Origin of the sequence: Mycolicibacterium chlorophenolicum (genome assembly GCF_001044235.1) — a bacterium.
In the GTDB taxonomy this organism is placed as follows: Bacteria; Actinomycetota; Actinomycetes; order Mycobacteriales; family Mycobacteriaceae; genus Mycobacterium; species Mycobacterium chlorophenolicum.
On record NZ_JYNL01000044.1, the window covers coordinates 23,594 to 47,370 of the forward strand.

A 23,777-nucleotide genomic window follows, 5' to 3' on the forward strand; every position below is an offset into this window, starting at 1 on the left:
CGGTCAGCGACGTTGTTCGGCGCCGACCCGCTCGGCGGCCGCGCGCACGGCGGCATCGCGGGCACCGCTGGCCTCGTCCTCGGTGAGGGTCCGGTCGGGAGCGCGGAAGCGCAGGGCCAGCGCCAGCGATTTGCGGCCGTCGCCGATCTGCGGGCCGGTGTAGACATCGAAGAGCCGGACGTCTTCGAGCAGTGCGCCGGCGCCGTGCCGAACCGCGTCCACCACGCTCTGGGCGGAGACGCCGTCGTCGACGACCAGCGCGACGTCCTGGAAGACGGCCGGGAAGGGCGAGACCGCAGGCGCCGGCAGCAACTCGACCAGAGGCACGGCGTCCAGATCCAGCTCGACCGCACAGGTGCCCTTCGGCAGGCCGGAGCGCTCGATGACCGCCGGGTGGAGTTGGCCGGCGTGGCCCACGACGGTGTCGCCGATACGCACCTCGGCGCAGCGGCCGGGGTGCCACGGCAGCCGCTCGGCGGCGTGCAGCGTGAACTCGACACCGGCGGCCCGGCCGATGACGCGCACCGCCTCGAAGGCGTCGGCGGGCTCGACCGGCCGGCCCGGGCCCCACGGACCGGCGGGTTCGCGCAGACCGGTGAGCACCGCGGCCACATGCTGAGGCTGCCGGGGCAGGGAGGCGTCCAGGACGGCGATCTCGTCGTCGGTCGGGCGCCGGTCGTTCGGGATCCGCTCGATCGCGCGGGTCTGGCTCGTCGGTTCGACCACCTGCGCGATCGCGAACAGCGCCGTGTCGGTGGCACCGCGGGAGACGTTGCGCAGCAACGCTTCCAGCAGTCCGGGCAGCAGCGTGGTGGCCAGTGCGGGCCGGTCGGATTCGAGGGGGTTGAGCACATGGGCGGTGCGGCGACGCGGATCGTCGGCCGGCAGACCCCACTGGTCGAAGATCCCCGCGGGCAGGAACGGGGTGGGCAGGATCTCGACGTATCCGCTGAGCGCCAGCGACTTCCCGATGGCCCGGCGCCGCTTCTGGACCGCGGTCAGTCCACGGCCGGCCGGCGCGGCGGGCAGCACCGAGGGGATCAGGTCCAGCCCCTCGAGGCGCATGACCTCCTCCACCAGATCCGCAGGCTGCCGCAGGTCCGGCCGCCAACTGGGCGGCACGGCCGTGAGGCGGTCGCCCTCCACGCTCACGCGCGCGCCGATCTGGGTCAGCCGCTTCTGCGCCGCCCCCTGCGGGTACGCCACCCCGGCCGTGCGGTCGGGCAGATCGACGGGCATGCTCACCGGCGCCGGTGACCAGTCCTGCCGCGGCGGATCGCCGCGCCAGTCGGTGAGGGTGGGTTGCACTGTGCCGCCTGCGATCTCGGCCAGCAATGCGGCACAGCGGTCGAGCGCGGCGACGGAGATCGCCGGATCGCACGTGCGTTCGTAGCGACGGCCCGCCTCGCTGTACAGACGCAGGCGGCGCTGCGTGCGTGACACCGCCGCCGGATCCCAGACCGCGGCCTCGAGCAGGACGTCGGTGGTGCTGGCGCGCACCTCGGTGGTGCCCGCGCCCATCACGCCGCCGATGGCGGCCGTGGCGACGTCGTCGACGATCAGCACGTCGGCCGGGTCGAGGCGGCGCTCGACATCGTCGAGCGTGACCACGGTCTCCCCCGGTTCGGCGAACCGGACCCGGAAGCCGCCGGTGATCAGGCTGCTGTCGTGGGCATGCATGGGGTGGCCCAGTTCGAGCATCACGTAGTTGGTGACGTCGACCGCCGGCGAGATCGCCCGGATCCCGCTGAGCAGCAGCCGGCGCTGTAACCACCACGGCGACACCGCGTCCGGGTCGATACCGGTCACCGGGCGCAGGCCGAAGCGCTGCACACCCGCCGCGGGATCGATCGATACCGGCCACGCCTCCCCCTCGACGGGCAGCGGCTCGATGTTGGCGGGGTCGACGTAGTCGAGGTCGTAGGCGTTGGCGATCTCGCGCGCCATGCCCCGCACCGACAGGCAGTAACCGCGGTCCGGGGTGATCGCCAGATGGAACACCACGTCGTCGAGACCGAGCACCTCCTGCGCGGCGGCGCCCGGCTCCGCGGTGCCCGGTGCGAGCACCAGGATGCCCGCATGGTCGCTGCCGAGGTTGAGCTCCGAGGACGAGCAGATCATGCCGTCGGAGGTGCGGCCGTAGGTCTTGCGCTGGGCGATGGCGAAATCGCCGGGCAGCACGGTGCCGGGCAGCGCGACCACGACGAGGTCGCCGACGGCGAAGTTGGTTGCCCCGCAGACGATGTCACGAGGCTCGGCCTCGCCGACATCGACCTTGACGGCGCGGATCGGTTTCTTGAATTCGGTGAGCTCCTCGATGGCGGCCACCCGGCCGACGGTCAGCGGTCCGCTGACCGGGCCCACCGGGATGATCTCCTCGACCTCGTGGCCGATGCGGATCAGTGTCTGCTCGAGCTCGTCGGGCGACACGTCCCAGCCCGGAGCGCCGGCCTGCACCACGTCACGCAGCCAGCTGTAGGGAAGGCGCATCAGGCTCCCACCCCGAACGGCAGCGAGAAACGCACGTCGCCTTCGACCATGTCACGCATGTCGGGAATGCCGTTGCGGAACTGCAGGGTGCGTTCCAGACCCATACCGAACGCGAAACCCGAGTACTCCTGCGGATCGATGCCGCACGCGCGCAACACATTCGGGTTCACCATCCCGCAGCCGCCCCACTCGACCCAGCCGGGGCCGCCCTTCTTGTTCGGGAACCAGATGTCGACCTCCGCCGAGGGCTCGGTGAACGGGAAGAAGTGCGGCCGGAACCGGGTTCGCCCCTGCGGTCCGAACTCGGCGCGGGCGAACGCGTCGAGGGTGCCCCGCAGGTTGGCCATGGTCAGGCCCTTGTCCACGGCGAGGCCCTCGACCTGGTGGAAGACCGGGGTGTGGGTGGCGTCGAGTTCGTCGGTGCGGAACGTGCGCCCGATCGAGACGATGTACACCGGCAGCTCCCGCTCCAGCAGGGCGCGGATCTGCACCGGCGAGGTGTGCGTGCGCAGCACCTGCCGCGACCCCTCGGGGGCGACGTGGAAGGTGTCCTGCTCGCTGCGGGCCGGATGGTCGGGCGGGAAGTTCAGCGCGTCGAAGTTGAACTGTTCGGTCTCGACCTCGGGTCCCTCGGCCAGTTCCCAGCCCATCGCCACGAACGTGTCGGCGACGTGCTCGGCCAGGATCGTGATCGGGTGCCGGGCGCCGACGGGCTGCCGCGTCGACGGCAGGGTGACGTCGATGCGCTCGGCGACGAGGACCGCGGCGTCGCGTTCGGCGCGCAGCGCGGCCAGCCGCTCGTCGTAGGCGCTCTGCGCGGCGGTGCGCGCGACGTTGACCCGCTTGCCGGCCTCGGCGCGGTCGGACTTGGGCAGCGACCCGAGCGCCTGGCGCGCCAGCGCGATCGGCGACCGGTCACCGAGGTGGTCGGTCTTGGCGCGCGCCAGCTCGTCGAGGGTCGACGCCTGCGCGAAGGCACGACCGGCTGCGCTGACCGCGTCGGCCAACGCTTCGTCGGAAAGATTCACCGGCTGATCAGCCACCCGGCGATCATAGGCGATGGCGCGCTACCCTCACGCCGTGGTGATCCGGCCCCTTCTGATCGTCGGGATCTGGCTGCTGGGGGCGGCTGCGGCGGCGCTGGCCGTGCTCCGCCACGCCGGATGGGGCGTGGCGGCGGTGGTGCTGCTGGGACTGGCGGCGCTCGGCACCTGGGACCTGGTGCAGCGGCGGCACACGATCCTGCGGCTCTATCCGATCCTCGGGCACATCCGGTTCCTGATGGAGATGATCCGTCCCGAGGTCCGGCAGTACTTCGTCGAATCGAACATCGAGGCGACACCGTTCGACCGGGAGACCCGCGACCTGGTCTACGAACGCGCCAAGGGCACCAAGGGCGACGAGCCGTTCGGCACCGAGCGCGACGTCACCGCCGTCGGCTACGAGTTCCTGCGGCACTCACTGCGGGCGCGGTTCGCCGAGGACCTCGATCCGCGTGTCCGGCTGGGCGGTGCGGACTGCACGCAGCCGTACGAGATCGCGATGCTGAACGTCTCGGCGATGAGTTTCGGGGCACTGTCGGCCAACGCGATCTCGGCGTTGAATGCCGGCGCCGCGCGCGGCGGGTTCGCCCACGACACCGGTGAGGGCGGCATCAGCCCCTATCACCTTTCCGGCGGCGGCGACCTGATCTGGGAGATCGGGTCGGGGTACTTCGGCTGCCGCGACGCCGATGGCAGGTTCGACGCCGCGCTGTTCGCCGAGAAGGCGGCGCTTCCCGCCGTGAAGGCCATCTCGATCAAGTTGTCCCAGGGCGCCAAGCCGGGCCTGGGCGGCGTGCTGCCCGGCGCGAAGGTCAGCCCGGAGATCGCCGAGACCCGCGGGGTGCCGGTGGGCCGCACGGTGGTGTCACCGCCCGCGCACAGCGCCTTCGGCACGCCCACCGAGTTCGCCGATTTTCTCGCGACCCTGCGCAGGCTCTCCGGCGGCAAACCCGTGGGCTTCAAACTCTGCGTCGGGGCCCGCACCGAGTTCCTCTCGCTGTGCAAGGGATTCCTGGCCACCGGCATCACGCCCGACTTCGTGATCGTCGACGGCGCCGAGGGCGGTACCGGGGCGGCCCCGCAGGAATTCGAGGATCACGTCGGGATGCCGCTGACCGAGGGCCTGATGATGGTGCACAACTGCCTGGTGGGCACCGGGTTGCGGGATCGGGTCAAGATCGGGGCCTCGGGAAAGGTGGCCAGCGGCGTGGACATCGTCAGCCGGGTCTGCCAGGGCGCGGACTTCACGCTGGCCGCCCGGGCGATGATGTTCGCCGTCGGCTGCATCCAGGCGCTGAAGTGCAATACCAATCACTGCCCGACGGGCGTCGCGACGCAGGATCCGGCCCGCAGTCGCGCGCTGGACGTCGCGGACAAGACGATGCGGGTGTTCAACTTCCAGCGCGCCACCGTCGCCAGTGCGGCGCAGATCGTGGCATCGATGGGGCTCAACGGTTTTCACGAGTTGTCCCCCGCCATGCTCAACCGCCGCATCGAGGGTCAGCGCACCCGCACCTACGCCGAGATCTACGACTGGCTGGTGCCGGGTGAACTGCTCGACGACCCGCCGCTGTCGTGGCGCTCCGATTGGATCGAGGCGTCGGCCGACGAGTTCGTCTGAGCCGGACTACGACGTCGCGTCCTCCTCGGGCGCGGGATCGGTCGGGCAGACCTGAGCGGCGCGGCAATTCGCCTTGGCGAGGCCGGGCTGGGCCTGCGCCGGAGCTTTCGCGGCGACCGCGGCCAGCACCGGACCCGGTCCGCTGCCCGCCGCCGAGGCGACACCCCGACCGCCGCCGGCCGCCGACGCGGTCGCGATGCCCTTTGCGGCGTGCTCGTTGGCGTGGCTCACACCGTTCGCGTTCGGCGCGGCGCCGGCCAGCGGCGCCGTCAGAACAGCAGCCGCCGCCGCGGCCGCCATCGCTGCCGTCGTCAGTCCACGGATCATGAGAAATCCCCCTCCGTTCGCGGTATCCCGGCCCGCTGCTGCGCACCGGCGACACCACCATAAGCACGGTTACGGGCGCCGTACAGCAGTTTGCTGAGACCCGTCGCTGACCGACCGTACAGTCAGCGGCACGGCTGCTCCTCGGCACGCCCGACCGACCGCAGACGATCGAATCCGGCAGCGGTCAACGCACCGAGCGCACCCCAGGCGAGGCCGTAGATCAGCGACACCAACCCGTCGGCGAGCACGAGGAAGCCGAACGACGCCCCGAGCGTCAGCAGAGCCACTCGCAGTACCGACCATTGCGGTTGCACGCCGAAGCGGGTCGACACGAGCACGCCGAGGGTCAGTGCCACCACGTGTCCCACATCGGTGAAGCCCGCCCCGCCCGCGATGACCACGGCGGCGGCGGCGAACCAGAATCCGAGCCAGGCCGGCCGCCAGCGCGGCGGGAGCGCGGCGGTGAGTGCTCCCACCACCGCCATGGCGCCGTAGCTCATTCCCACATCGGGTGCCCGGGCGATCGACGCCGAGAGCCAGTCGAGTTTGACCGCCGTGGCCAGCCCGGCGGCCACCAGCAGCGTCGCGCCCACATGCCCGGTGACGAAGGTCAGCACCAGACGCCAACCCCCGTAGGTCAATTCGGCGGCGAGCAGCAGGCAGATCAACCCGGGCAGCCAGAGATAGATCGACCCGGCGTCGACGACGAACGCGCTGCCGACGAGGGTTCCGACGCGCCCGTGGCTCAGGTTGTGCAGATTGGTACTGGCGTGCCGGATCAGCGCATCGTGCATCGCCGGATCCATTCGCACCATCAGCGCGGTGACCGTCGTCACGATCACCGCATAGCTCAACGTGACCCGCGCGCGCCGCACGCCGACGAGCAATCCGGACAGCACCGGATCCACTATGCGCCGGCTGCCGTGTCGTCTTCCTCCTCGTCGCCTGAGAACTGCCTGCGAATTCTCAACCGGTACATGGTGAAATCGTCGGGCACGCCGTCCTGCTTCCCGGCGAACACCGGTCTGCGGAGTCGCTTGACGGTGACGCCGAGGCGCTCCAGCTCGTCCGGCGCGATCCGCTCGAGGGTGGTCTGGGAGACGACGAGCTCACCCCGGGTGGCCCGCTCCATCACCCGCGCAGCGAGATTCACGTCGACACCCAGCCAGTCGGAACCCAGCCGCTGCGGCCGGCCGGTGTGCACGCCGACCCGCATACGCGGCGTATACCCGTCAATCTCAACAGTTTTCACGCCAGCACGGGCAGCAATGACGGCGCGGACCGCAGTCGCCGGGTCGGTGAACACGGCCATCAACCCGTCGCCCATGCGCTTGACGATGTGGCCGCCGGACTCCAGCAGAGGCGGCTCCACCACCTGCGCGACGCGGCGCAGCAGGCGCAGCGTCGCGTCGTCGCCGGCGCGCAGTGACCACGTCGAGAACCCGACGAGATCGGTGAAGACCAGCGTGACCTCCGCGTTGGCCGGCCGGCCCGAGACGCGCTCGGTGAGGGCCTGCCAGACCTGCAGGGCGCCGAGGCTGACCTCGCGGGTGACCGCCTCGCGCTGCAGCAACCGGTCCGCGGCACGGGCGGCCGCGCGGGGACCGCCCACGCCCGCAACCGACAGCGGGTCACCGAACTCGGGATCGCCCGGGAGCGCCCGGCGCGCGCGCCGCAGGAAGGCGACCGCTCCGGTGTGGTGATTGACGCTGCGCAGCCACCGCAGCGGTGTCGGCGCCTGACCGCCTGCTGGCTCACCCGGCGGGTCGTCGTCCACGTCAGCCAGCCTAATCGAGCCCGTAGGCGGGGCTAAACCGCCAGGTCACGGCGATGCGGCGGCCGGATGGAGGCTGCGTAACACCGGCTCGCCCGCCGGCCCGATTCATAGACAACGGCCGTTGTCAGGCCATATCGTGAGGCGATGCGATCAACGGCGATGGCAGGATCCGACCCAGCCGCGACACCGCTGGGTCCGGATTCGCTGACCTGGAAGTACTTCGGCGATGTGCGCACCGGCATGCTCGGCGTCTGGATCGGGGCGATCCAGAACATGTACCCGCACCTGGGGGCGGCCGTCGAGGACCACTCCATCCTGTTGCGCGAACCGCTGCAGCGGGTCGCGCGCTCCGTGTACCCGATCATGGGGGTGGTCTACGACGGCGACCGGGCCGCCCGGACCGGCGAACAGATCAAGGGCTATCACGCGACGATCAAGGGTATCGACGCCGACGGCCGCCGCTACCACGCGCTGGACCCGGAGACCTTCTACTGGGCACACGCCACGTTCTTCATGTTGATCATCAAGACCGCCGAGTACTTCTGCGGAGGCCTGACCGAGGCGGAGAAGCGACAACTGTTCGACGAGCACGTCCAGTGGTACCGGATGTACGGCATGAGCATGCGGCCGGTGCCGGGCTCCTGGGAGGAGTTCTGCGAGTACTGGGACCGCACGTGCCGCGAGGATCTGGAGATCACCCGAGCCACCCGGGACATCTTCTCGATCCGGATTCCCAAGCCGCGCTTCGTGATGATGCCCACGCCGCTGTGGGACCAGCTGTTCCGGCCGATGGTCGGCGCGCAGCGGTGGATCGCGGCGGGCGTGTTCGATCCGGCGGTGCGCGAGAAGGCCGGCATGCGGTGGACACCGGGTGACGAGGTCCTGCTGCGGTTGTTCGGCAAGCTGGTCGAATTGGCGTTCGTCGCCGTGCCCGACGAGATCAGACTGCATCCGCGTGCGGTGGCCGCCTATCGGCGCGTCGAGGGCAAGGTGGCCCCCGACGCGCCTCTGGTCGAGGCGCCGGCGTTCACGGCGCCCCCGGCGGACCGACGGGACATGCCGATGCACTACTCGCCACCGCACAAGACCTTGCTGTCCACCGTGGGTTCGCTCGTCCACACCACGTTCTCCCTGGCCGGCGTCCGCCCCGCGCGGAGCCGCACCCGAGCCAGGGCGGCCTGAGCCGATGCTCGACTGGTCAGACGTCGACATCGCCGTGCGCGACGCGGTGCGGGCCTTCGTGGACAAGGAGATCCGCCCGCACGTCGACGCACTGGAGAACGGCGACATGGAGCCCTATCCGGTGATCCGCAGACTGTTCGCGACGTTCGGCATCGCCGACATGGCTCGCGACGCGTTGACCAGGCGCCTCGATCGGCTCCGCAGCGGTGAGCATGCGGAGCCGTCGCCGGGGGGCATGTTCGGCGGTGACGCGAACTCGGCCGGGATGGGGTTCGTGGTCGTCAGCGAGCTCTGCCGGGTCTGCATGGGTGTGGTCACCGGGATGGGCGTCAGCCTCGGCCTCACCGTGCCGACCATCATGAGTCGCGGCACGCTCGCCCAGCAGGAGCGCTGGCTGCCCGATCTGGTGACCTACGACAAGGTCGGGGCGTGGGCGATCACCGAACCCGATTCGGGCTCCGACGCTTTCGGCGGAATGAAGTCCTACGTCGTGCGCGACGGAGACGACTACGTTCTCAACGGCCAGAAGACGTTCATCACCAACGGCCCCGACGCCGACGTCGTCGTGGTGTACGCGAAGCTCGACGAATCCGACCCCGGTGTCGAGAAACGGGACCGCAAGGTCCTCACGTTCGTCCTCGATCGCGGCATGGAGGGATTCGTCCAGTCGAAACCGTTCCGCAAGATGGGCATCCACTCCTCCCGCACCGGGGAACTGTTCTTCCACGACGTGCGGCTCGGTCGGGACCGGTTGCTCGGCGAGACCGAGCACAGCCCCGCGGGCGACGGCCGCGACAGCGCGCGCTCCAATTTCTCCGCCGAACGCATCGGGGTGGCCGCGATGGCGCTCGGCGTCATCGAGGAATGCCTGCGGCTGTGCACCGACTACGCGAAGACACGCACGCTGTGGGGCAGCGAGATCGGACGGTTCCAGCTGATCCAGCTGAAATTGGCGCAGATGGAAGTGGCCCGGCTCAACGTGCGCAACATGGTCTTCCGGGTCATCGAGGCCGCCCAGTCCGGAGCGTCGATCTCGCTCGCCGAGGCCTCGGCGATCAAGTGGTACTGCTCGCAGGCCGCCACCGACGTGGCGATGGAGGCGGTGCAACTGTTCGGGGGCAACGGCTACATGACCGAGTACCGGGTGGAACAATTGGCGCGCGACGCCAAGTCGTTGATGATCTACGCAGGCAGCAACGAGGTGCAGATCACGCACGTGGCCCGAGACCTGCTCGGCGGCTAGGTTTGGCGGCGCCGACAAAGGAGCGCCGAGTGGAATTCAGCAACAGCACCGCACTGGTCACCGGGGCCAGCGGCGGCATCGGCGAGGAGTTCGCCGTCCAATTCGCGGCACGGGGCGCGAATCTGATCCTCGTCGCCCGGCGTGCCGAACGGCTCGAGACGTTGCGGGAGACGTTGTCGGCCCGCCATCCGGGCATCGTCGTCGACGTCGTGACCGCAGACCTGGCCGCGCCCGGGTCGGGGGCCGATCTGCACGCGCGGGTGCGCGACCTCGGGCGCACGGTCGACGTCCTGGTCAACAACGCCGGGATCGGACTGCACGGGCCGTTCTTCGCGCAGGAGCCCGACGCGAATGCCGCTCAGGTGCAACTGAACTGCGGCACCCTGGTCGATCTGACCGCACGCTACCTGCCGCCGATGATCGAGCGGCGCCACGGCGTGGTGATCAACGTGGCCTCCACCGCGGCGTTCCAGCCCACCCCGGGCATGGCCGTCTACGGAGCGACCAAGGCGTTCGTGCTGTCCTTCAGCGAGGCCCTGTGGCAGGAGTGCAGGAAGACCGGGGTCACGGTGCTGGCCCTGTGTCCCGGCGCCACCCAGACGGAGTTCTTCGACCGCACCGGTGAGACGTTCATGACGCAGGGGCGACAGAACGTCACCGAGGTCGTCGACACCGCGTTGGCCGCCCTGGACAAGTCCTCACCCACCGTGGTCTCCGGTCTGCGCAACGCCGTCCTGGCGGCGGGGTACCGCGTGGCGCCGAGAAAGGTCCTGCTGGCCGTGTCGGAGCGAATGCTCAAGGCGCACAACTAGTCCCGCACGGCGCGACGGGCGCGTGCGGACGCGTACAGACAGATCGCGGCCGCCGAGGCGACATTGAGGCTCTCGGCCTGTCCCGTCATCGGGATGTGCACGCGGGCGGACGCCAAGGCGGCGACGTCGGCAGGAAGGCCGTGCGCCTCCGGGCCGAACAGCCACGCCGTCGGGACGGACAGGTCCGCGTCGTCGACGCTCACATCGCCGTCGAGCACGGTGGCCAGGATCTGCACACCGGCGTCCTTCAGCCGGGTGACGGCCCGCACCGCGTCGGGTTCGCTGATCACCGGCACCGAGAAGATGCTGCCGGCCGACGCCCGCAGGCACTTGCCGTTGTAGGGGTCGACGCTGGGTCCGGCGAGCACCACGGCGTCGGCGCCCATCGCGTCGGCCACCCGGATCAGCGTGCCGGCGTTGCCGGGCTCGGAGATTTCCACCGGCATCGCGACCAGCGTCGGCCCGCCCGCCAGCACCGCATCGAGATCGTTGTCCGGCATCGCGCACACCGCGACCAGCCCGACCGGAGTCACCGTGTCGGACAACGCTTTCGCGGCCCGCTCGGTGACCAACTCGACCGGCACTCCGGCCAACAGATCGGCGAACCGATCGGCGGCGGCCTCGGTGGCGAACAGCTCCGAAACGAGTCCGCGCCGCAACGCTGCCTCGACGAGGTTGGGTCCCTCGGCGAGAAAGCGTGCGGCGCGGCGGCGCCCGACGTGGCGGTGCAGCTTGGCTGCGGCCGCCACCCGGGCAGATCGCTCGGTGAGGGTCAGGCAGCCTCGCCCGACGGAGCGTTGACATCCTCCGGCAGCGCGGCCTTGGCGGCCTCCACCAGAGCCGTGAACGCGGCGGGATCGCTGACCGCGATCTCGGCGAGGTTCTTACGGTCCACCTCGATGCCGGCGGCCTTGAGGCCCTGGATCAGCCGGTTGTAGGTGATGTCGTTGGCCCGTGCGGCGGCGTTGATACGCGAGATCCACAGCTTGCGGAACTCGCCCTTGCGGGCACGCCGGTCACGGTAGGCGTAGGTCAGCGAGTGCAGCTGCTGCTCTTTGGCCTTGCGGTAGAGGCGTGACCGCTGTCCGCGGTAGCCCTTCGACGCCTTGAGGATGGTGCGCCGCTTCTTCTGCGCGTTGACTGCGCGCTTCACGCGTGCCATGGGGGTGTTTCCTTATCTGGTTCGGGTCAGGGATGGCGCACGAGGCGCCGACAGTGTCAGCCGTTGAGCATCTTCGCGACACGCTTGGTGTCGTTGGCGGCCACCGCGGTCCGGCCGGCGAGCCGACGGGTGCGGGACGACGGCTTGTGCTCGAGCAGGTGCCTGCGGTTGGCCTTCTGACGGACGATCTTGCCGGTTCCGGTGCGACGGAACCGCTTCGAAGCGCCGCTGTGGGTCTTCGCCTTGGGCATTTTTCCTCAGTTCTGTGGTGTGTCGGTCGGTGCTTCGGCGGGCTGCGCACTGGCGCGCTGCCGTGCCGGGGCGTCTGCATCGTGCGCCGCCTTGGCACGAGTCTTCGCGCCGCGGTGCGGGGCCAGCACCATCGTCATGTTGCGGCCGTCCTGCTTCGCGGACGTCTCGACGAAGCCGTAGTCGGCGACGTCGGCGCCCAGGCGCTGCAGGAGCCGGAAACCCAGTTCGGGCCGCGACTGCTCGCGGCCGCGGAACATGATCGTCACCTTGACCTTGGACCCGGCCTCGAGGAAGCGGATCACGTGACCCTTCTTGGTCTCGTAGTCGTGCGGGTCGATCTTGGGACGGAGCTTCTGTTCCTTGACGACGGTCTGCTGCTGGTTCTTGCGAGACTCGCGTGCCTTCTGGGCCGTCTCGTACTTGAACTTGCCGTAGTCCATGATCTTGCACACGGGCGGCTTGGCGTCCGGTGCTACTTCGACGAGGTCGAGATCGGCGTCCTGGGCGACGCGGAGTGCATCTTCGATGCGCACGATGCCTACCTGTTCACCGCCCGGTCCGATCAGACGAACTTCAGGTACGCGGATGCGCTCGTTGACGCGGGTCTCAGTGCTGATGGGGCCTCCCTGGATAGTTCCTGCTGTCCGTGCAGAACCCCATCCCGGCGGCGCATTGTTCCCCCAAGGAACAAATAAGCCCTGCTCACAGCAGGGCCCAAAGCCGACCAGGCCAGACATCGGTGACGGCGTCGCCGAGATCCGGACCGGACCGCGCTACCTTCGAGTGATCGTCGGCGAGCGGTGGGAGTGGGACTCCACTTGCTGTCCCTGGCGTCAGCCGGGACGGTCGCGCATGCCAGTCTAGCAGGCATGACCGAGAGCTCCGCACATCCCGGATCCGCCGACCAGCCGCCCACCCGGGAGTTGGCCGACGTGCCCGCGGTCGAGGTGATCACCCGGGCCGCGGTGATGCTGATGAGCGCCGCCGCCGAAAAGCTCGGCCTGTCGGCCGACGACCCCGAGGACAGCCCCTACCGCGACCTCGACGAGGCACGACGCCTGATCACCGCGCTGGCGGGCCTGGTCACGTCGTCGGCCGAGTATCTCGGCCCGCACGCCGGCCCGGTGCGCGACGGTCTCAAGACCCTACAGCTCGCCTTCCGCGAGGCCAGCGCCGCGCCCGACGAACCGGGCAAGGGCCCGGGCGAGAAATACACCGGACCGGTCTGGTAACACCACATTTGCAGGCCAAGCGCCTATCCTCGCGGCCTATGACCTCTACGGGCCTCGCGAGGACACGTCCGGCTTCGCGCTACCGATGGGTGCCCGCGGCGGCGGGCTGGATCGTCGGCATCATCGCGACCCTGTCGCTGCTGGCCAGCATCTCGCCGTTGATCCGGTACGTCATCAAGGTCCCGCGCGAGTTCGTCAACGACTACATCTTCAACTTCCCCGACACGAGCTTCGCCTGGGCGTTCGTGCTGGCGTTGCTGGCGGCGGCGCTGGCGGCGCGCAAGCGCATCGCCTGGTGGATCCTGATCGGCTACATGGTGGCCGCGGTGGCCTGGAACGTCGCCGGCGCCGCCGAGCGGGGCGAGCGGTGGTTCCAGGAAGTCGGCGAGATGGCGGGCCTGGCGTTCCACCTCGCCGCGATCGTGTGCCTGCTGCTGGCGCGCGGACAATTCTGGGCGAAGGTGCGCCGCGGCGCCCTGCTCAAAGCGGCGCTCGTGCTGGCGGCGGGGATGGCGGTCGGCACCCTGGTCGGGTGGGTGCTGCTGGAGGTCTTCCCCGGCTCGCTCGCCCGCCCCGACCGGTTCTTCTACGCGCTGAACCGGGTCAGCGCGTTCGCCGGCGCGGACGCCGACTCCTTCTCCGGCCATCCGCACGTCTTCGTCAACGCGTTGCTCGGCTTGTTCGGCGCGCTGGCCCTGATGGTCGCCGCCGTCGTGCTGTTCCAGTCGCAACGGGCGGACAACGCGCTCACCGGAGAGGACGAGTCCGCCATCCGCGGCCTGCTCGAGTTGTACGGCAAGAACGACTCGCTGGGCTACTTCGCCACCCGTCGGGACAAGGCGGTGGTCTTCGCCCCCAACGGTCGGGCGGCCATCACCTACCGCGTCGAGGTCGGGGTCTGCCTGGCCAGTGGGGATCCCGTCGGCGATCCGAAGGCGTGGCCGCAGGCGATCGCGGCCTGGCTGGAACTGTGCCAGACGTACGGCTGGGCGCCGGGGGTGATGGGCGCCAGTTCCACCGGCGCTCAGGCGTTCCGCGAGGCCGGGCTCAATGCGCTGCAACTGGGCGACGAGGCGATCTTGCATACCGACTCGTTCCGGCTGTCCGGCTCCGACATGCGTGCCGTGCGGCAGGCCGTCACGCGGGCCCGGCGCGCGGGTGTCACCGTCCGGATGCGGCGCCACCGCGACCTGTCGGCCGACGAGATGGCCGCCGCGATCGAGCGCGCCGACGCGTGGCGTGACACCGCGGACGAGCGCGGATTCTCGATGGCGCTGGGCCGGCTGGGCGACCCGGCCGACGGCGACTGTCTGTTGGTCGAGGCCGTGCAGGGCGGCGACGACACGGTCGTCGCGATGCTCTCCCTCGTCCCGTGGGGATCCACCGGGGTGTCCCTGGACCTGATGCGGCGCTCGCCCCAATCCCCCAACGGCACCATCGAATTGATGGTCAGCGAGCTGTGCCTGCAGGCCGAGGGCATCGGCGTCACCCGGATCTCGCTGAATTTCGCCATGTTCCGGTCGGCTTTCGAGCAGGGGGCCCAGCTCGGTGCGGGCCCGGTCGCCCGGCTGTGGCGCGGGCTGCTGGTGTTCTTCTCGCGGTGGTGGCAGCTCGAGACGCTCTACCGGTCGAACATGAAATACCAGCCGCAGTGGGTGCCGCGGTACGCCTGCTACGAGGACGCGCGGCTGGTGCCGCGGGTCGGGGTGGCCTCGGTGATCGCCGAAGGCTTTCTGGTGCTGCCGTTTTCGCGGCGCCACGAACAACCGCACACCGGTCACCACATCGCCGCCCCCGGCACGCTCGTCGCGACCGGGCTGCTGCACAGCGACGGCACCGCGCCGGACCTCGACACGCTGCAGGCCGATCTGCCGGCCGACGACACCCGGTCGCGGTTGCCCGAACAGGTCCGGGTCCGGATGGCCAAACTCAAGGCCCTGCAGGACGACGGTGTCGACGCCTACCCGGTGGGCAGCCCGCCGAGCCACACCGTCGCGCAGGCGCTGGACTGCGCGGACGGCGCCGCGGTGACGGTCGCGGGCCGGGTCCTGCGGCTGCGCGACTACGGCGGCGTGCTGTTCGTGGCGCTGCGCGACTGGTCCGGCGAAGCCCAACTGCTGCTGGACAATTCGCTCCTGGAGGTGGGCAGCACCGCCGACTTCACCCGCGCCATCGACCTCGGCGATCTGATCGAGGTGACCGGTGCGATGGGCCGTAGCCGCTCCGGCGCCTGGTCGATCCTGGTGCGGCAGTGGCGTCTGATCGGCAAGTGCCTGCGGCCCCTGCCCGACAAGTGGAAGGGCATGACCGATCAGGAGGCCCGGGTCCGCGCACGCTACATCGACCTGGCCGTGAACACCGAGGCGCGCGACCTGATCCGGGCGCGCAGCGCGGTGCTGCACTCGATTCGCGAAACCCTGGTCGGGAAAGGCTTTCTCGAGGTCGAGACGCCGATCCTGCAGCAGATCCACGGCGGCGCCAACGCCCGCCCGTTCCTGACCCACATCAATGCCTACGACCTCGATCTGTATCTGCGCATCGCCCCCGAGCTCTACCTCAAGCGGCTCTGCGTCGGCGGCGTCGAGCGCGTGTTCGAGCTGGGGCGGGCCTTCCGCAACGAGGGGGTCGATTTCAGCCACAACCCCGAGTTCACGCTGCTGGAGGCCTATCAGGCCCACGCCGACTACCGAGTCTGGATCGACGGGGCGCGCGAACTGATCCAGAACGCTGCGCAGGCGGCCAACGGCGCGCAGGTGTTCCTACGGCCGAACAGGGACGATCCTGCCGGACCCCTCGAGCCCGTGGACATCTCGGGGCCGTGGACCGTCTGCACCGTGCACGACGCCGTGTCAGGGGCCCTCGGGGAGCACATCGATCCCACCACGGAGCTTCCCGCCCTGCGCCGGCTGTGCGACAAGGCCGCGATCCCCTACCTCACCCACTGGGATGCGGGCGCGGTGGTGCTGGAGATGTACGAGCACCTGGTCGAGGACCGCACCGAGGAGCCGACGTTCTACACGGACTTCCCCACCTCGGTGTCGCCGTTGACCCGGCCGCACCGCAGCATCCCGGGCGTGGCCGAGCGCTGGGACCTGGTCGCCTGGGGCGTCGAACTCGGCACGGCCTACAGCGAACTCACCGACCCGGTGGAGCAGCGCCGCCGCCTGCAGGAGCAGTCCCTGCTGGCCGCCGGCGGCGATCCGGAGGCGATGGAGCTCGACGAGGACTTCCTGCAGGCGATGGAGTACGCGATGCCGCCGACCGGCGGCCTCGGCATGGGTGTGGACCGCGTCGTCATGATGATCACCGGCCGCAGCATCCGCGAAACGCTGCCCTTCCCGCTGGCCAAACCTCGTTAGCAGCGACATCACAGCGTGCTCCAAGATTGGGCGGTCAGTCTGGAGTCGTGACGACGTCGGGCACCTTCATCGGGAACTTCACGGACTCCCTGCACCACCACCTGTCGCTCATGCACGGTTGGCTGCCCGTCGTCGTGCAGGTCCTGGCGCTGGTCGCCCTGGTGACCGCGATCGGCTGGCGCACCCGGCGCTGGAGGCTGATCTGGCTGCCCTGGTCAGCGGTCATCGGGGTGATGCTGGCGGTGGCCGCGTACTGGTACACGCAGACGGCCGGGGTCGCCGACGACACCAACCCGGCCCCCCACACCCTGTGGGTGTGGATCGCCCTGTCGGGCATCTCCGTCGCGGTGCTGGTGTCGGGGTGGCGCAATGCGCAGTGGTGGCGCCGGGCGGTGGCGCTCACCGCGGTCCCGCTGTGCGCGCTGTCGGCGGCACTGGCGCTGAACCTCTGGACCGGCTACTTCCCCACCGTGCAGACCGCGTGGAGCCAACTCACCGCGGGCCCGCTGCCCGACCAGACCGACCAGGTGACCGTCGCGGCGATGCAGCGCAACCACACGATCCCGATCAAGGGCAGCGTCGTCGCCGTCACGATCCCCGGTACCGCATCGGGATTCAGGCACCGCGGCGAATTCGTCTACCTGCCGCCGGCCTGGTATGCCAGCGATCCGCCGCCGGCGCTGCCGACCGTGATGATGATCGGCGGCGAGTTCAACACGCCCGCGGACTGGATGCGCGCCGGCAACGCGATCAAGACCCTCGACGACTTCGCGACCGCACACCACGGGTTCGCACCCGTCGTCGTGTTCGTCGATCCGGGCGGGGCGTTCAACAACGACACCGAGTGCGTCAACGGGTCGCGCGGACGCTCGGCCGACCACCTCACCCGTGATGTGGTGCCGTTCATGCAGGCGAACTTCGGGGTGAGCGCCGCCGCGGCGAACTGGGGTGTGGTGGGCTGGTCGATGGGCGGTACGTGCGCGGTGGACCTGGCGGTCATGCATCCGGACATGTTCAGCGCGTTCGAGGACATCGCCGGCGATCTGGCGCCGAATTCCGGTGACCGGGCGCAGACGGTCGAGCGACTCTTCGGCGGTAACGCGGCGGCCTACGCGTCCTTCGATCCGACGACGGTGATCACCCGGCACGGTCCCTACCGCGGTGTCCAAGGGTGGTTCGACGTGAACGGCGCGGTACCCGGGTCGGGCGCGGCGAAGCCGAACGCGCAGGCGGTGGCGGCCGACTCGTTGTGTTCACTCGGCAGCCGTTCGGGCATCGACTGCGCCGTGGTGAGCCAACCGGGCAACCACGACTGGCCGTTCGCGTCAGCGGCGTTCGCCGCCGCGCTGCCCTGGCTGGCGAGCACGATCGGGACCCCCGGTGTCGCACCGGTGTCGCTGCCGTCCGCGCCGCATGCCACGCCGGTGGAAACGGCGGCCGCGCGGTAGCGCGCGGCGGTAGCGTGGACGCCATGCCGGAGGATCCCAGCCCCACACCCGACACCGGCTACAGCGCCGACGGGGTACCGACGTTCGACGCGGTGCGCGAGAAGATCGAGAACCGTTACGCGACGTCGCTCGGCTCCGCCGAACTGGCGGCGGACACCCCCGAGGGGCGCACGGCGGCCGAGCAGTACGACGCCCGCCAGCGCGCGGCCGCGGAACGGCTGGCGCAGATCCGGCAGTCCATGCGCGACGACGAGGGCGACGCTCAGTAGTCGGCGTCGGCGGCGAGGGCCTCGGCCAGGAACGCGTCGTCGCCGAGGGTGCGCAGCCGCGCCCGTGCGAACGCCCTGGCCCGCTCGCGTGCCTGCCGGGACTCCGCCACCTCCGCACCCACCGTCACCGAAGCCCCGCTCCAGTCGTGGTCCCACGCCGCGTCGACCGAGAGCGAACCATCGCCGTCGAACAGCGGGACCGTCGCCGCTCCGCCGCTGTCGAGCGTGCCGGTTCCGTGCACCGCACCCGAGCGCAGCCGCACCGCGATCCCCGCGGGTGATCGGGCGCCCCACACCTCGGCGCGGACGGCGACGCTGACCACGTCGCCATCGGCCGCCGCCCACCACCGGACGGTGTCCTCGGCGGCGTCGAACACTCCCGGCGGTACCGCCGACCACGGCACCGAGGACCGGCCGTCGGCGATCGCGGTGCCCGCGCCGGCTGCGTCACCGGGCCCGGCAGCCAGCGCGTAGTCGTCGCGCCGCCCCGCCGCCTCGACGTCTCCCCCGATCCGCACGCCGGAGTCCTCGGCCAGCTCGACGCAGGACCGCGCGAGCGCGGCGATACGCGAATCATCGTGGTGCATCAGCGCATTCAGTCGCGGACCGTGGGGGCGCAGCAGCCCCGCCACGTCGGCGTCGAAGGAGTCGTCGTCGAAGAACTCGTGCGCCGCGGTGGTCAGCAGGGCCAGCTCGCCGTCCAGCAGCGCGGCATCGAGATCGACGATGCCGTCGCGCCGGCTGGCCGGCCACCACCGCCGGAGCCAGTGCCCGAGCGCCAACCGCCGCAGCACGCTTGCTGTCGCGGGATCCGCTGCACCAGAATCGATCTCGACATCATCCCCGGCCGGCGCGTCGCCCAGTGCGGCCACGAGGGCGCCGTGGCCGGCCGCACCGACGAGCCGCCACAGCCAGTCCGCACGGTCCAGATCGGTCAGCGTGAGCTGCGCCTGCCCGGACGGGTCGTCCACGGTGCTCGCCAGCACAGCCCCGGCGACCTCGAGCACCGCCGTCAACGGCGGCGGCTCCGGATCGGGCCCCGTGGTCCACAGACCCGACCGGTACGCGAACCTCATGACGTCGGCCCGTCGGCTCCGAGCATCGCCTTGATGCGCTGACGATGGTCCAGGCTCACCGACCGGGCGACACCGTCGAGCAGTCTGCGCACGTCGTCGACGTCGGTGCACGGCTCCTGCCAGACGTCACGGCCGTGCAGGCGGGCCCACAACCGGCTCAGGTACGGCCTGCGGAACATCGCGAGCTCGTCGATGACCTGCTGCTGCCGAGCATGCACCGCGGCGCCGTCAGCGAGGTAGCGCCGGGCACGCAGCACGTACGCCTCTTTGCGCAAGCGGGCCTGGATGCGGCCGGACAGCGCATGCCGTGGTCGCGCTGCCGGGTCCAGCGGCGCCAGATCCGTCGCGACCTCGATACCCGCGACGAGCGTCGCCTGCCGGTCCTCCCCCAGCAGACCCCACGGCGCGCAGGACCGATCGACCTCCTCGGCACACAGCAGCGCGATGTCGGGCAGCTCGTCGCGATCCATCCCGCGGCGCAGCGTCGCACGCACCCGGTCCGCGACGGTGCGGTCCAGCGGGCGCTCCCGCTCGGCCGGACGCGTCTCCCGCGACACCTCGGGGCACCGTTGCGGCTGGACCGACGACAGCCCGAGGTCCATCAAAGACCAGGGCAGAACCGAGCCGCCGGAGTGCGCGGCGGCGCCGAAGTTGTACGGCGTCGCATCGGCGACCAGCGCCGACCACACCCGTTGCCGCGCAACGGATGCGGTGTGCCCGGCGGCGTCGCCGAGCACCGTGCCCAGGCCCGCGAGGAACGGTCCGGAGATCTCGCCACCGGCGCGCACGTCCGCCCAGGCCCGCGCGAGTTGGGCGTGCAGATCCGCGACGACGTCCGGATCCGCGAGGTGCAGGGTGAGTACGTCGGCGGCGGTGCGGTCCCGCTCGGCATGGATCTCCCGCAGCGCCCGTTCCGCGTCGCCGGCGTTGGCCGCCGCACCGAGGGTCACCGCGAGCTCGTAACACACCGGGAAGTAGAGCTCCTGGGCGTTGCCGTGGGTGATCTTCAGCCGTCGGCGCTCGCGCTTGAGCACCTCGAACCAGGACGCCGTCGCCCGCAGCGTCCCGGCCTGCTCGATGATCGCCCGGTGGATCCCGGCGGCGACGTCGTCGGCCACGACGGGTGCGGAGTAGTGGCTGTTCACCCGCAACCGCAGCACGAGCGGATCGATGATCCGCTCCACGGTGCGGGTGAGCGGCGCGCCGTCGTCGGCGCTGAGCGGCTCCACCCCGGCGCCGATCGCGCGCCAGGCGGCGTCGATCACCGCACGGCGCGGCTGCCGGACGGCCACAGTCTCGGTGGCCTCGGTGCCCGCGCTCACCGGAACAGGATAGAAGTTGGGCTCGGTAGCCGCGGCGCGCATCGACCCTGTTCGCATGCCGACTGTGCTCCCGCTCCTGTTCTTCTGCTTCCTGATCGCCGGCACCGCGGCCGTTCTGCTCGTGCCGAGCAGCGCCATGGTCAAGTCGCGCGGCGTCGTGGTCGCCCTGCGGTGCACCGGCGAGGTCAGCGACGGCTGCCGTGAGGTCGAGCTCGACGTCATCGTCAGCCGGACCGACGGCGGCCAGTTCGCGGCCCGCGAGATCGCCCTGATCCCCGAGTCCGCGCTGGCCGACTTCACCCCCGGCACCATCATCGACGCCTTCTACCGCCCGGGCGACGAGACGTCGATCGCCGTGCGGGTGCCGCACCGCTAACGGTCACCGGGCACCGTCCACGGCGAAGGTGGCCAGCGCGGCCCAGTACAGCGGGCTCGCCCCGACGTCGCCGGCACGCCAGCGGGTCAGCTGCGCGCGCTGCCACGCGTTGACCGCGCGGCCGGCCTCGTTCGCCTCGTGCGCGGTGTCGACCGCGACGACCACCTCGGCCATCGGGTCCGCGGATTCGCCTGCGGCGCCGCAGAATCGGCGGTAGCCCGCCGTCGTGGGCAGCGACCACAGCGTCGCCGTCACGAGCACGGCCCCGCCCAGGATCGCCGCGGCGACCAGGCCGGTGGCCTCGTCGAACCGGTAGTCCCCGCCCGAGGCGCAGGCCAGCAGCGCCACCCGGGCGGGTATCGGCAGCGTCGACGCCATCAGTTCCGCGGCGGTCAGCGCGTCGGGCTCGGCCAGATGGATGGCGGCGCGGTCGGCGTGGCCGACGTCGCCGTCGGCGGCGGACGCGTGGCCGACGAACAACAGCCGGCTCGGCTGCTGCCGCAACTGGGCTGCCAGCCAGCCCCGGTCGGCCTGCGGCCGGCGGAACAGCTCCACCGCGGACCCCACCTCGGGCAGGACGCGACGATGCGACAGCACGTCGGCGAAGTGGCGGGCCACCGGCGTGGCCGGATCGGGCCGGCCGAGCACCGAACCCAGCGCGGAGTCGGGCCGCTGTCCCGGCACGCGTGGATCGAGGACGAGCAGCGCAGCCCCGTCGCGCCGCCACGGCGCGGGCCGGCGCGGGGCGTTGGCGATGCTGGGCGGCGCGGCGAACAGGATGTCGATCACGTCGATGAGACGTCGGCCGTCGGCGGGCATGGCGAGAACCGACCAGGGCACCTGCGCCAGGCGCGCGGTGGGCGCCACGAACGCCACCGCGTCCGGCGTGGCGGCCAGCTCGGTCAGCAGCCGCCACCCCGGTTCGGGGATCAGCGTCTCACCGAGCACCTCTGCGAGATGGCGCTCGGCGGCCGGTGTCGCGAATGAGCCTGCGGCGACGGCACGTTCGACGGCGTCGAGGATGTTCTCGCCCGCGCGTGGATCCGGCAGCGCATCGGCCAGCAGATCGTGCACGGTGGTCATCGCCAACTCGTCGATCACCCACGTGACCGTGGTGTCGCGGCGCCCGACGACGCGCAGGCTGCCGTAGGTCGCGACGCCGACGTCGGCGTAGCGGAGCACCAGGATGGGGCCTGCGCCCGTCACGGCCATGTGGACCACTCGTCGTCCCCGGCGGTCACCTGTCGGCCGTAGCGGGCGAACGCGAGTTCGCGGTACCGGCTCAGCACCGGCGCGCCGTCGGGTTCCATCCGCAGCGGCGGCAGGGCGCCCAGCCGGGTGAGCGGGCCCGCGCCGAGTGCGCCGTGACCGGAGGCGACGAGCGCGTACTCGTCGGCCTCGTCGACGGGCACCGCTGCGGTCGCGGTATCGGCCCAGGCGGCCGTCTCACTCTCGGGTGCGATGAACGTGCCTCGCGCGCAGTGGTATTCGATCAGCTCGCTGAGCAGTTCGGTGTCACCCGACTCCCAGGCCACGGCGAAGGCGCCGGCGAGCATCCGCGCGGAGACGTGCGTGGCCCACCTCATCCGGGCATCGGCGTCGGCGAGCGTGTACCGCACGGAATCGACCGCCAGCGCCGCGGGGATCTTCAGGTCTGCGGCGCGGGCGAACGCGTCGCCCGCGCGGGCGGGGTCGGCGAGCGCCTCGGCGCGCAGCAGTGAGCCGAGATGGTCGTCGAGCCGGGCGTACTGCAGCCAGCTGTGCCGCGGCCAGCCCTCGAGCAGTTCCCGGGCCTCGTTCACGCGCTCGGTGGCGGCGGCGAAGTCACCCCGGAAGATGTCGACCCAGCTGCGCTGCAGCAGGATTCGATGGATGTGCAGGGGCCGACCGAGTTCCCGCCAATGCCGTTCGGCGTGGCTGAGCCGTTCGTCGGCGTCGTCGTAGGCGCCCACCGACATGCTGAGCAGGCCGAAATACAGCCAGCAGCGCGACACGTCGTGGGCACGGACGTGCTCGGCGATGGCCGGGTACGCCTCGTGCACGAGATCCTGTGCCAGCGGCCGGTTTCCCGCGGCCCACGCCGCCGTGGCGCGCTCCAGCTGCGTACGGGCGGTCGCGAGCCGCCAGCTGCGCGCCCGCGCCCGCGCACCCGCCCGCCGCAGCCACGGCTCGGCCTCGGTCAGGCGCCCCGTCTCCACGCAGAATCGCCCGTATCCGGTGCCCCCGAGCACCAGCAGCGCGTCGGAGAACAGCGTGCCGTCACCGGGTCCGGAGATCACGTCGAGCACCTCCTGCCACAGCGGCAACGACTGCACGTGCAGGTCGTCGTCGCACAGCGCGACGGCGCACAGGATCCGGGCGTGGGTGATCAGATAGTCGTGCTCGTCGCGCAGGTCGTCGGCCGTCTTCGCATCGCCGGTGAGCGCCTGCAGTGAGAGCGCGGCGGATTCGTGATCGCCGTGGGCGGCGGCCAGCCCGGTCTGCAGGAACAGCACCCGCCGGCGGTATCGCCGGATCATGTGGCCGACCGGCGCGTCTGCGGGCGGCGTCGCGGTGTAGTGGCGCAGGCAGTCGCGCATCCGGGTCAGGCATTCGGTCACCCCGTCGTACGCCGTTCGGATCAGGTAGATCTCGCCCAGCTGGGCGTACACCTCGAGCATCAGGTCGTCGCGGTCCACCTGCTCGATGCGCGGCATCAGAGACAGCAGCAGGTCCTTCGCCGCGCCCTCATCGGCGGCGAATGCCAGGTGACGAGCCCGGTCGAGGTCCTGCTCGATCGTCACCGC

General features: G+C 70.9%; 22 protein-coding genes. 9 read left to right on the top strand and 13 right to left on the bottom strand.

The window, feature by feature from the left end:
• Positions 1–3: 3 nt before the first annotated feature.
• Together pheT and pheS are read right to left on the bottom strand one after the other, a co-directional pair.
• The gene (pheT, locus tag MCHLDSM_RS18485) at positions 4–2,490 is read right to left on the bottom strand and encodes a phenylalanine--tRNA ligase subunit beta (protein WP_048471426.1); all 2,487 of its coding nucleotides are present in this window, start codon (positions 2,488–2,490) and stop codon (positions 4–6) included.
• The gene (gene pheS, locus MCHLDSM_RS18490) at positions 2,490–3,533 is read right to left on the bottom strand and encodes a phenylalanine--tRNA ligase subunit alpha (RefSeq protein ID WP_048471427.1); all 1,044 of its coding nucleotides are present in this window, start codon (positions 3,531–3,533) and stop codon (positions 2,490–2,492) included. The genes pheT and pheS overlap by 1 nt, the downstream gene beginning before the upstream one ends.
• 40 nt (positions 3,534–3,573) lie before the next feature.
• Between pheS and MCHLDSM_RS18495 the strand changes: the two genes are divergently transcribed.
• Positions 3,574–5,154: an FMN-binding glutamate synthase family protein gene (locus tag MCHLDSM_RS18495; protein WP_048471448.1), complete on the top strand. Its 1,581-nt coding sequence runs from the start codon at positions 3,574–3,576 to the stop codon at positions 5,152–5,154.
• Positions 5,155–5,160: 6 nt separating this feature from the next.
• Here MCHLDSM_RS18495 and MCHLDSM_RS18500 read toward each other — a convergent pair whose 3' ends face one another.
• The 3 genes from MCHLDSM_RS18500 to MCHLDSM_RS18510 form a co-directional block, all read right to left on the bottom strand.
• Positions 5,161–5,481, bottom strand: a complete 321-nt coding sequence (locus MCHLDSM_RS18500; protein WP_131722656.1) for a hypothetical protein — start codon at positions 5,479–5,481, stop codon at positions 5,161–5,163.
• Positions 5,482–5,603: 122 nt separating this feature from the next.
• Complete coding sequence (locus MCHLDSM_RS18505) at positions 5,604–6,380, bottom strand: rhomboid-like protein (protein ID WP_234714108.1); 777 nt, start codon at positions 6,378–6,380, stop codon at positions 5,604–5,606.
• A gap of 8 nt (positions 6,381–6,388) precedes the next feature.
• Positions 6,389–7,258, bottom strand: a complete 870-nt coding sequence (locus MCHLDSM_RS18510) for an adenylate/guanylate cyclase domain-containing protein (RefSeq protein WP_048471429.1) — start codon at positions 7,256–7,258, stop codon at positions 6,389–6,391.
• Positions 7,259–7,402: 144 nt separating this feature from the next.
• Between MCHLDSM_RS18510 and MCHLDSM_RS18515 the strand changes: the two genes are divergently transcribed.
• The 3 genes from MCHLDSM_RS18515 to MCHLDSM_RS18525 are packed head-to-tail and all read left to right on the top strand — an operon-like array spanning position 7,403 to position 10,495.
• Positions 7,403–8,440 (top strand): oxygenase MpaB family protein, encoded by a 1,038-nt coding sequence (locus MCHLDSM_RS18515; protein ID WP_048471430.1) that lies wholly within the window; start codon positions 7,403–7,405, stop codon positions 8,438–8,440.
• 4 nt (positions 8,441–8,444) lie between these two features.
• The gene (locus tag MCHLDSM_RS18520; protein ID WP_048471431.1) at positions 8,445–9,683 is read left to right on the top strand and encodes an acyl-CoA dehydrogenase family protein; all 1,239 of its coding nucleotides are present in this window, start codon (positions 8,445–8,447) and stop codon (positions 9,681–9,683) included.
• A gap of 29 nt (positions 9,684–9,712) precedes the next feature.
• Positions 9,713–10,495: an SDR family NAD(P)-dependent oxidoreductase gene (locus tag MCHLDSM_RS18525; protein WP_048471432.1), complete on the top strand. Its 783-nt coding sequence runs from the start codon at positions 9,713–9,715 to the stop codon at positions 10,493–10,495.
• Here MCHLDSM_RS18525 and MCHLDSM_RS18530 read toward each other — a convergent pair.
• The 4 genes from MCHLDSM_RS18530 to infC are packed head-to-tail and all read right to left on the bottom strand — an operon-like array spanning position 10,492 to position 12,541.
• Positions 10,492–11,244 carry a TrmH family RNA methyltransferase gene (locus MCHLDSM_RS18530; protein ID WP_048471433.1) on the bottom strand — a complete coding sequence of 251 codons (753 nt, stop codon included), beginning with the start codon at positions 11,242–11,244 and terminating at the stop codon, positions 10,492–10,494. The two genes, MCHLDSM_RS18525 and MCHLDSM_RS18530, sit on opposite strands and share 4 nt — an antisense overlap.
• Before the next feature lie 23 nt (positions 11,245–11,267).
• Positions 11,268–11,657 (bottom strand): 50S ribosomal protein L20, encoded by a 390-nt coding sequence (gene rplT / locus MCHLDSM_RS18535; protein ID WP_048421515.1) that lies wholly within the window; start codon positions 11,655–11,657, stop codon positions 11,268–11,270.
• Positions 11,658–11,713: 56 nt separating this feature from the next.
• Positions 11,714–11,908 carry a 50S ribosomal protein L35 gene (rpmI, locus tag MCHLDSM_RS18540; RefSeq protein WP_048421516.1) on the bottom strand — a complete coding sequence of 65 codons (195 nt, stop codon included), beginning with the start codon at positions 11,906–11,908 and terminating at the stop codon, positions 11,714–11,716.
• Between the two features lie 6 nt (positions 11,909–11,914).
• Positions 11,915–12,541, bottom strand: a complete 627-nt coding sequence (infC, locus tag MCHLDSM_RS18545; RefSeq protein WP_109788878.1) for a translation initiation factor IF-3 — start codon at positions 12,539–12,541, stop codon at positions 11,915–11,917.
• A gap of 237 nt (positions 12,542–12,778) precedes the next feature.
• Between infC and MCHLDSM_RS18550 the strand changes: the two genes are divergently transcribed.
• From MCHLDSM_RS18550 to MCHLDSM_RS18565, 4 genes are all read left to right on the top strand, one after another.
• Complete coding sequence (locus MCHLDSM_RS18550) at positions 12,779–13,141, top strand: DUF1844 domain-containing protein (RefSeq protein WP_048471435.1); 363 nt, start codon at positions 12,779–12,781, stop codon at positions 13,139–13,141.
• 38 nt (positions 13,142–13,179) lie between these two features.
• Entirely contained in the window at positions 13,180–16,500 is a 3,321-nt protein-coding gene (gene lysX, locus MCHLDSM_RS18555; RefSeq protein ID WP_048471436.1) for a bifunctional lysylphosphatidylglycerol synthetase/lysine--tRNA ligase LysX, read from the top strand.
• Positions 16,501–16,610: 110 nt separating this feature from the next.
• On the top strand, positions 16,611–17,948 hold the full coding sequence (locus MCHLDSM_RS18560; RefSeq protein ID WP_048471450.1) for an alpha/beta hydrolase: 1,338 nt from the start codon (positions 16,611–16,613) through the stop codon (positions 17,946–17,948).
• A 23-nt stretch (positions 17,949–17,971) separates the two neighbouring features.
• The gene (locus MCHLDSM_RS18565; RefSeq protein ID WP_048421520.1) at positions 17,972–18,217 is read left to right on the top strand and encodes a hypothetical protein; all 246 of its coding nucleotides are present in this window, start codon (positions 17,972–17,974) and stop codon (positions 18,215–18,217) included.
• On the opposite strand, the gene MCHLDSM_RS18570 is transcribed toward MCHLDSM_RS18565, so the two are convergent.
• Positions 18,211–19,293: a hypothetical protein gene (locus MCHLDSM_RS18570; protein WP_048471437.1), complete on the bottom strand. Its 1,083-nt coding sequence runs from the start codon at positions 19,291–19,293 to the stop codon at positions 18,211–18,213. The two genes, MCHLDSM_RS18565 and MCHLDSM_RS18570, sit on opposite strands and share 7 nt — an antisense overlap.
• Positions 19,290–20,657, bottom strand: coding sequence for a hypothetical protein (locus MCHLDSM_RS18575; RefSeq protein ID WP_053083027.1), 1,368 nt, complete (start codon positions 20,655–20,657; stop codon positions 19,290–19,292). The genes MCHLDSM_RS18570 and MCHLDSM_RS18575 overlap by 4 nt, the downstream gene beginning before the upstream one ends.
• Positions 20,658–20,670: 13 nt before the next feature.
• Here MCHLDSM_RS18575 and MCHLDSM_RS18580 point away from each other — a divergent pair, with 13 nt between their 5' ends.
• The gene (locus MCHLDSM_RS18580) at positions 20,671–20,991 is read left to right on the top strand and encodes a hypothetical protein (RefSeq protein ID WP_053083028.1); all 321 of its coding nucleotides are present in this window, start codon (positions 20,671–20,673) and stop codon (positions 20,989–20,991) included.
• Positions 20,992–20,994: 3 nt separating this feature from the next.
• Here the strand turns inward: MCHLDSM_RS18580 and MCHLDSM_RS18585 are convergent, their stop codons facing one another.
• Both MCHLDSM_RS18585 and MCHLDSM_RS18590 read right to left on the bottom strand, forming a co-directional pair.
• Positions 20,995–22,203, bottom strand: a complete 1,209-nt coding sequence (locus tag MCHLDSM_RS18585) for a CHAT domain-containing protein (RefSeq protein WP_048471438.1) — start codon at positions 22,201–22,203, stop codon at positions 20,995–20,997.
• Positions 22,194–23,774 carry an ATP-binding protein gene (locus MCHLDSM_RS18590; protein WP_048471439.1) on the bottom strand — a complete coding sequence of 527 codons (1,581 nt, stop codon included), beginning with the start codon at positions 23,772–23,774 and terminating at the stop codon, positions 22,194–22,196. Before MCHLDSM_RS18590 ends, MCHLDSM_RS18585 begins: the two co-directional genes overlap by 10 nt.
• Positions 23,775–23,777 lie beyond the last annotated feature (3 nt).

Coding starts and splice junctions, on each gene's coding strand:
- rpmI (WP_048421516.1), bottom strand. CDS start 11,908: ATGCCCAAGGCGAAGACCCACAGCGGCGCTTCGAAGCGGTTCCGTCGC.
- pheT (WP_048471426.1), bottom strand. CDS start 2,490: ATGCGCCTTCCCTACAGCTGGCTGCGTGACGTGGTGCAGGCCGGCGCT.
- MCHLDSM_RS18580 (WP_053083028.1), top strand. CDS start 20,671: ATGCCGACTGTGCTCCCGCTCCTGTTCTTCTGCTTCCTGATCGCCGGC.
- rplT (WP_048421515.1), bottom strand. CDS start 11,657: ATGGCACGCGTGAAGCGCGCAGTCAACGCGCAGAAGAAGCGGCGCACC.
- MCHLDSM_RS18500 (WP_131722656.1), bottom strand. CDS start 5,481: ATGATCCGTGGACTGACGACGGCAGCGATGGCGGCCGCGGCGGCGGCT.
- lysX (WP_048471436.1), top strand. CDS start 13,180: ATGACCTCTACGGGCCTCGCGAGGACACGTCCGGCTTCGCGCTACCGA.
- MCHLDSM_RS18560 (WP_048471450.1), top strand. CDS start 16,611: ATGCACGGTTGGCTGCCCGTCGTCGTGCAGGTCCTGGCGCTGGTCGCC.
- MCHLDSM_RS18570 (WP_048471437.1), bottom strand. CDS start 19,293: ATGAGGTTCGCGTACCGGTCGGGTCTGTGGACCACGGGGCCCGATCCG.
- MCHLDSM_RS18520 (WP_048471431.1), top strand. CDS start 8,445: ATGCTCGACTGGTCAGACGTCGACATCGCCGTGCGCGACGCGGTGCGG.
- MCHLDSM_RS18550 (WP_048471435.1), top strand. CDS start 12,779: ATGACCGAGAGCTCCGCACATCCCGGATCCGCCGACCAGCCGCCCACC.
- MCHLDSM_RS18585 (WP_048471438.1), bottom strand. CDS start 22,203: ATGGCCGTGACGGGCGCAGGCCCCATCCTGGTGCTCCGCTACGCCGAC.
- MCHLDSM_RS18565 (WP_048421520.1), top strand. CDS start 17,972: ATGCCGGAGGATCCCAGCCCCACACCCGACACCGGCTACAGCGCCGAC.
- MCHLDSM_RS18515 (WP_048471430.1), top strand. CDS start 7,403: ATGCGATCAACGGCGATGGCAGGATCCGACCCAGCCGCGACACCGCTG.
- MCHLDSM_RS18575 (WP_053083027.1), bottom strand. CDS start 20,657: ATGCGCGCCGCGGCTACCGAGCCCAACTTCTATCCTGTTCCGGTGAGC.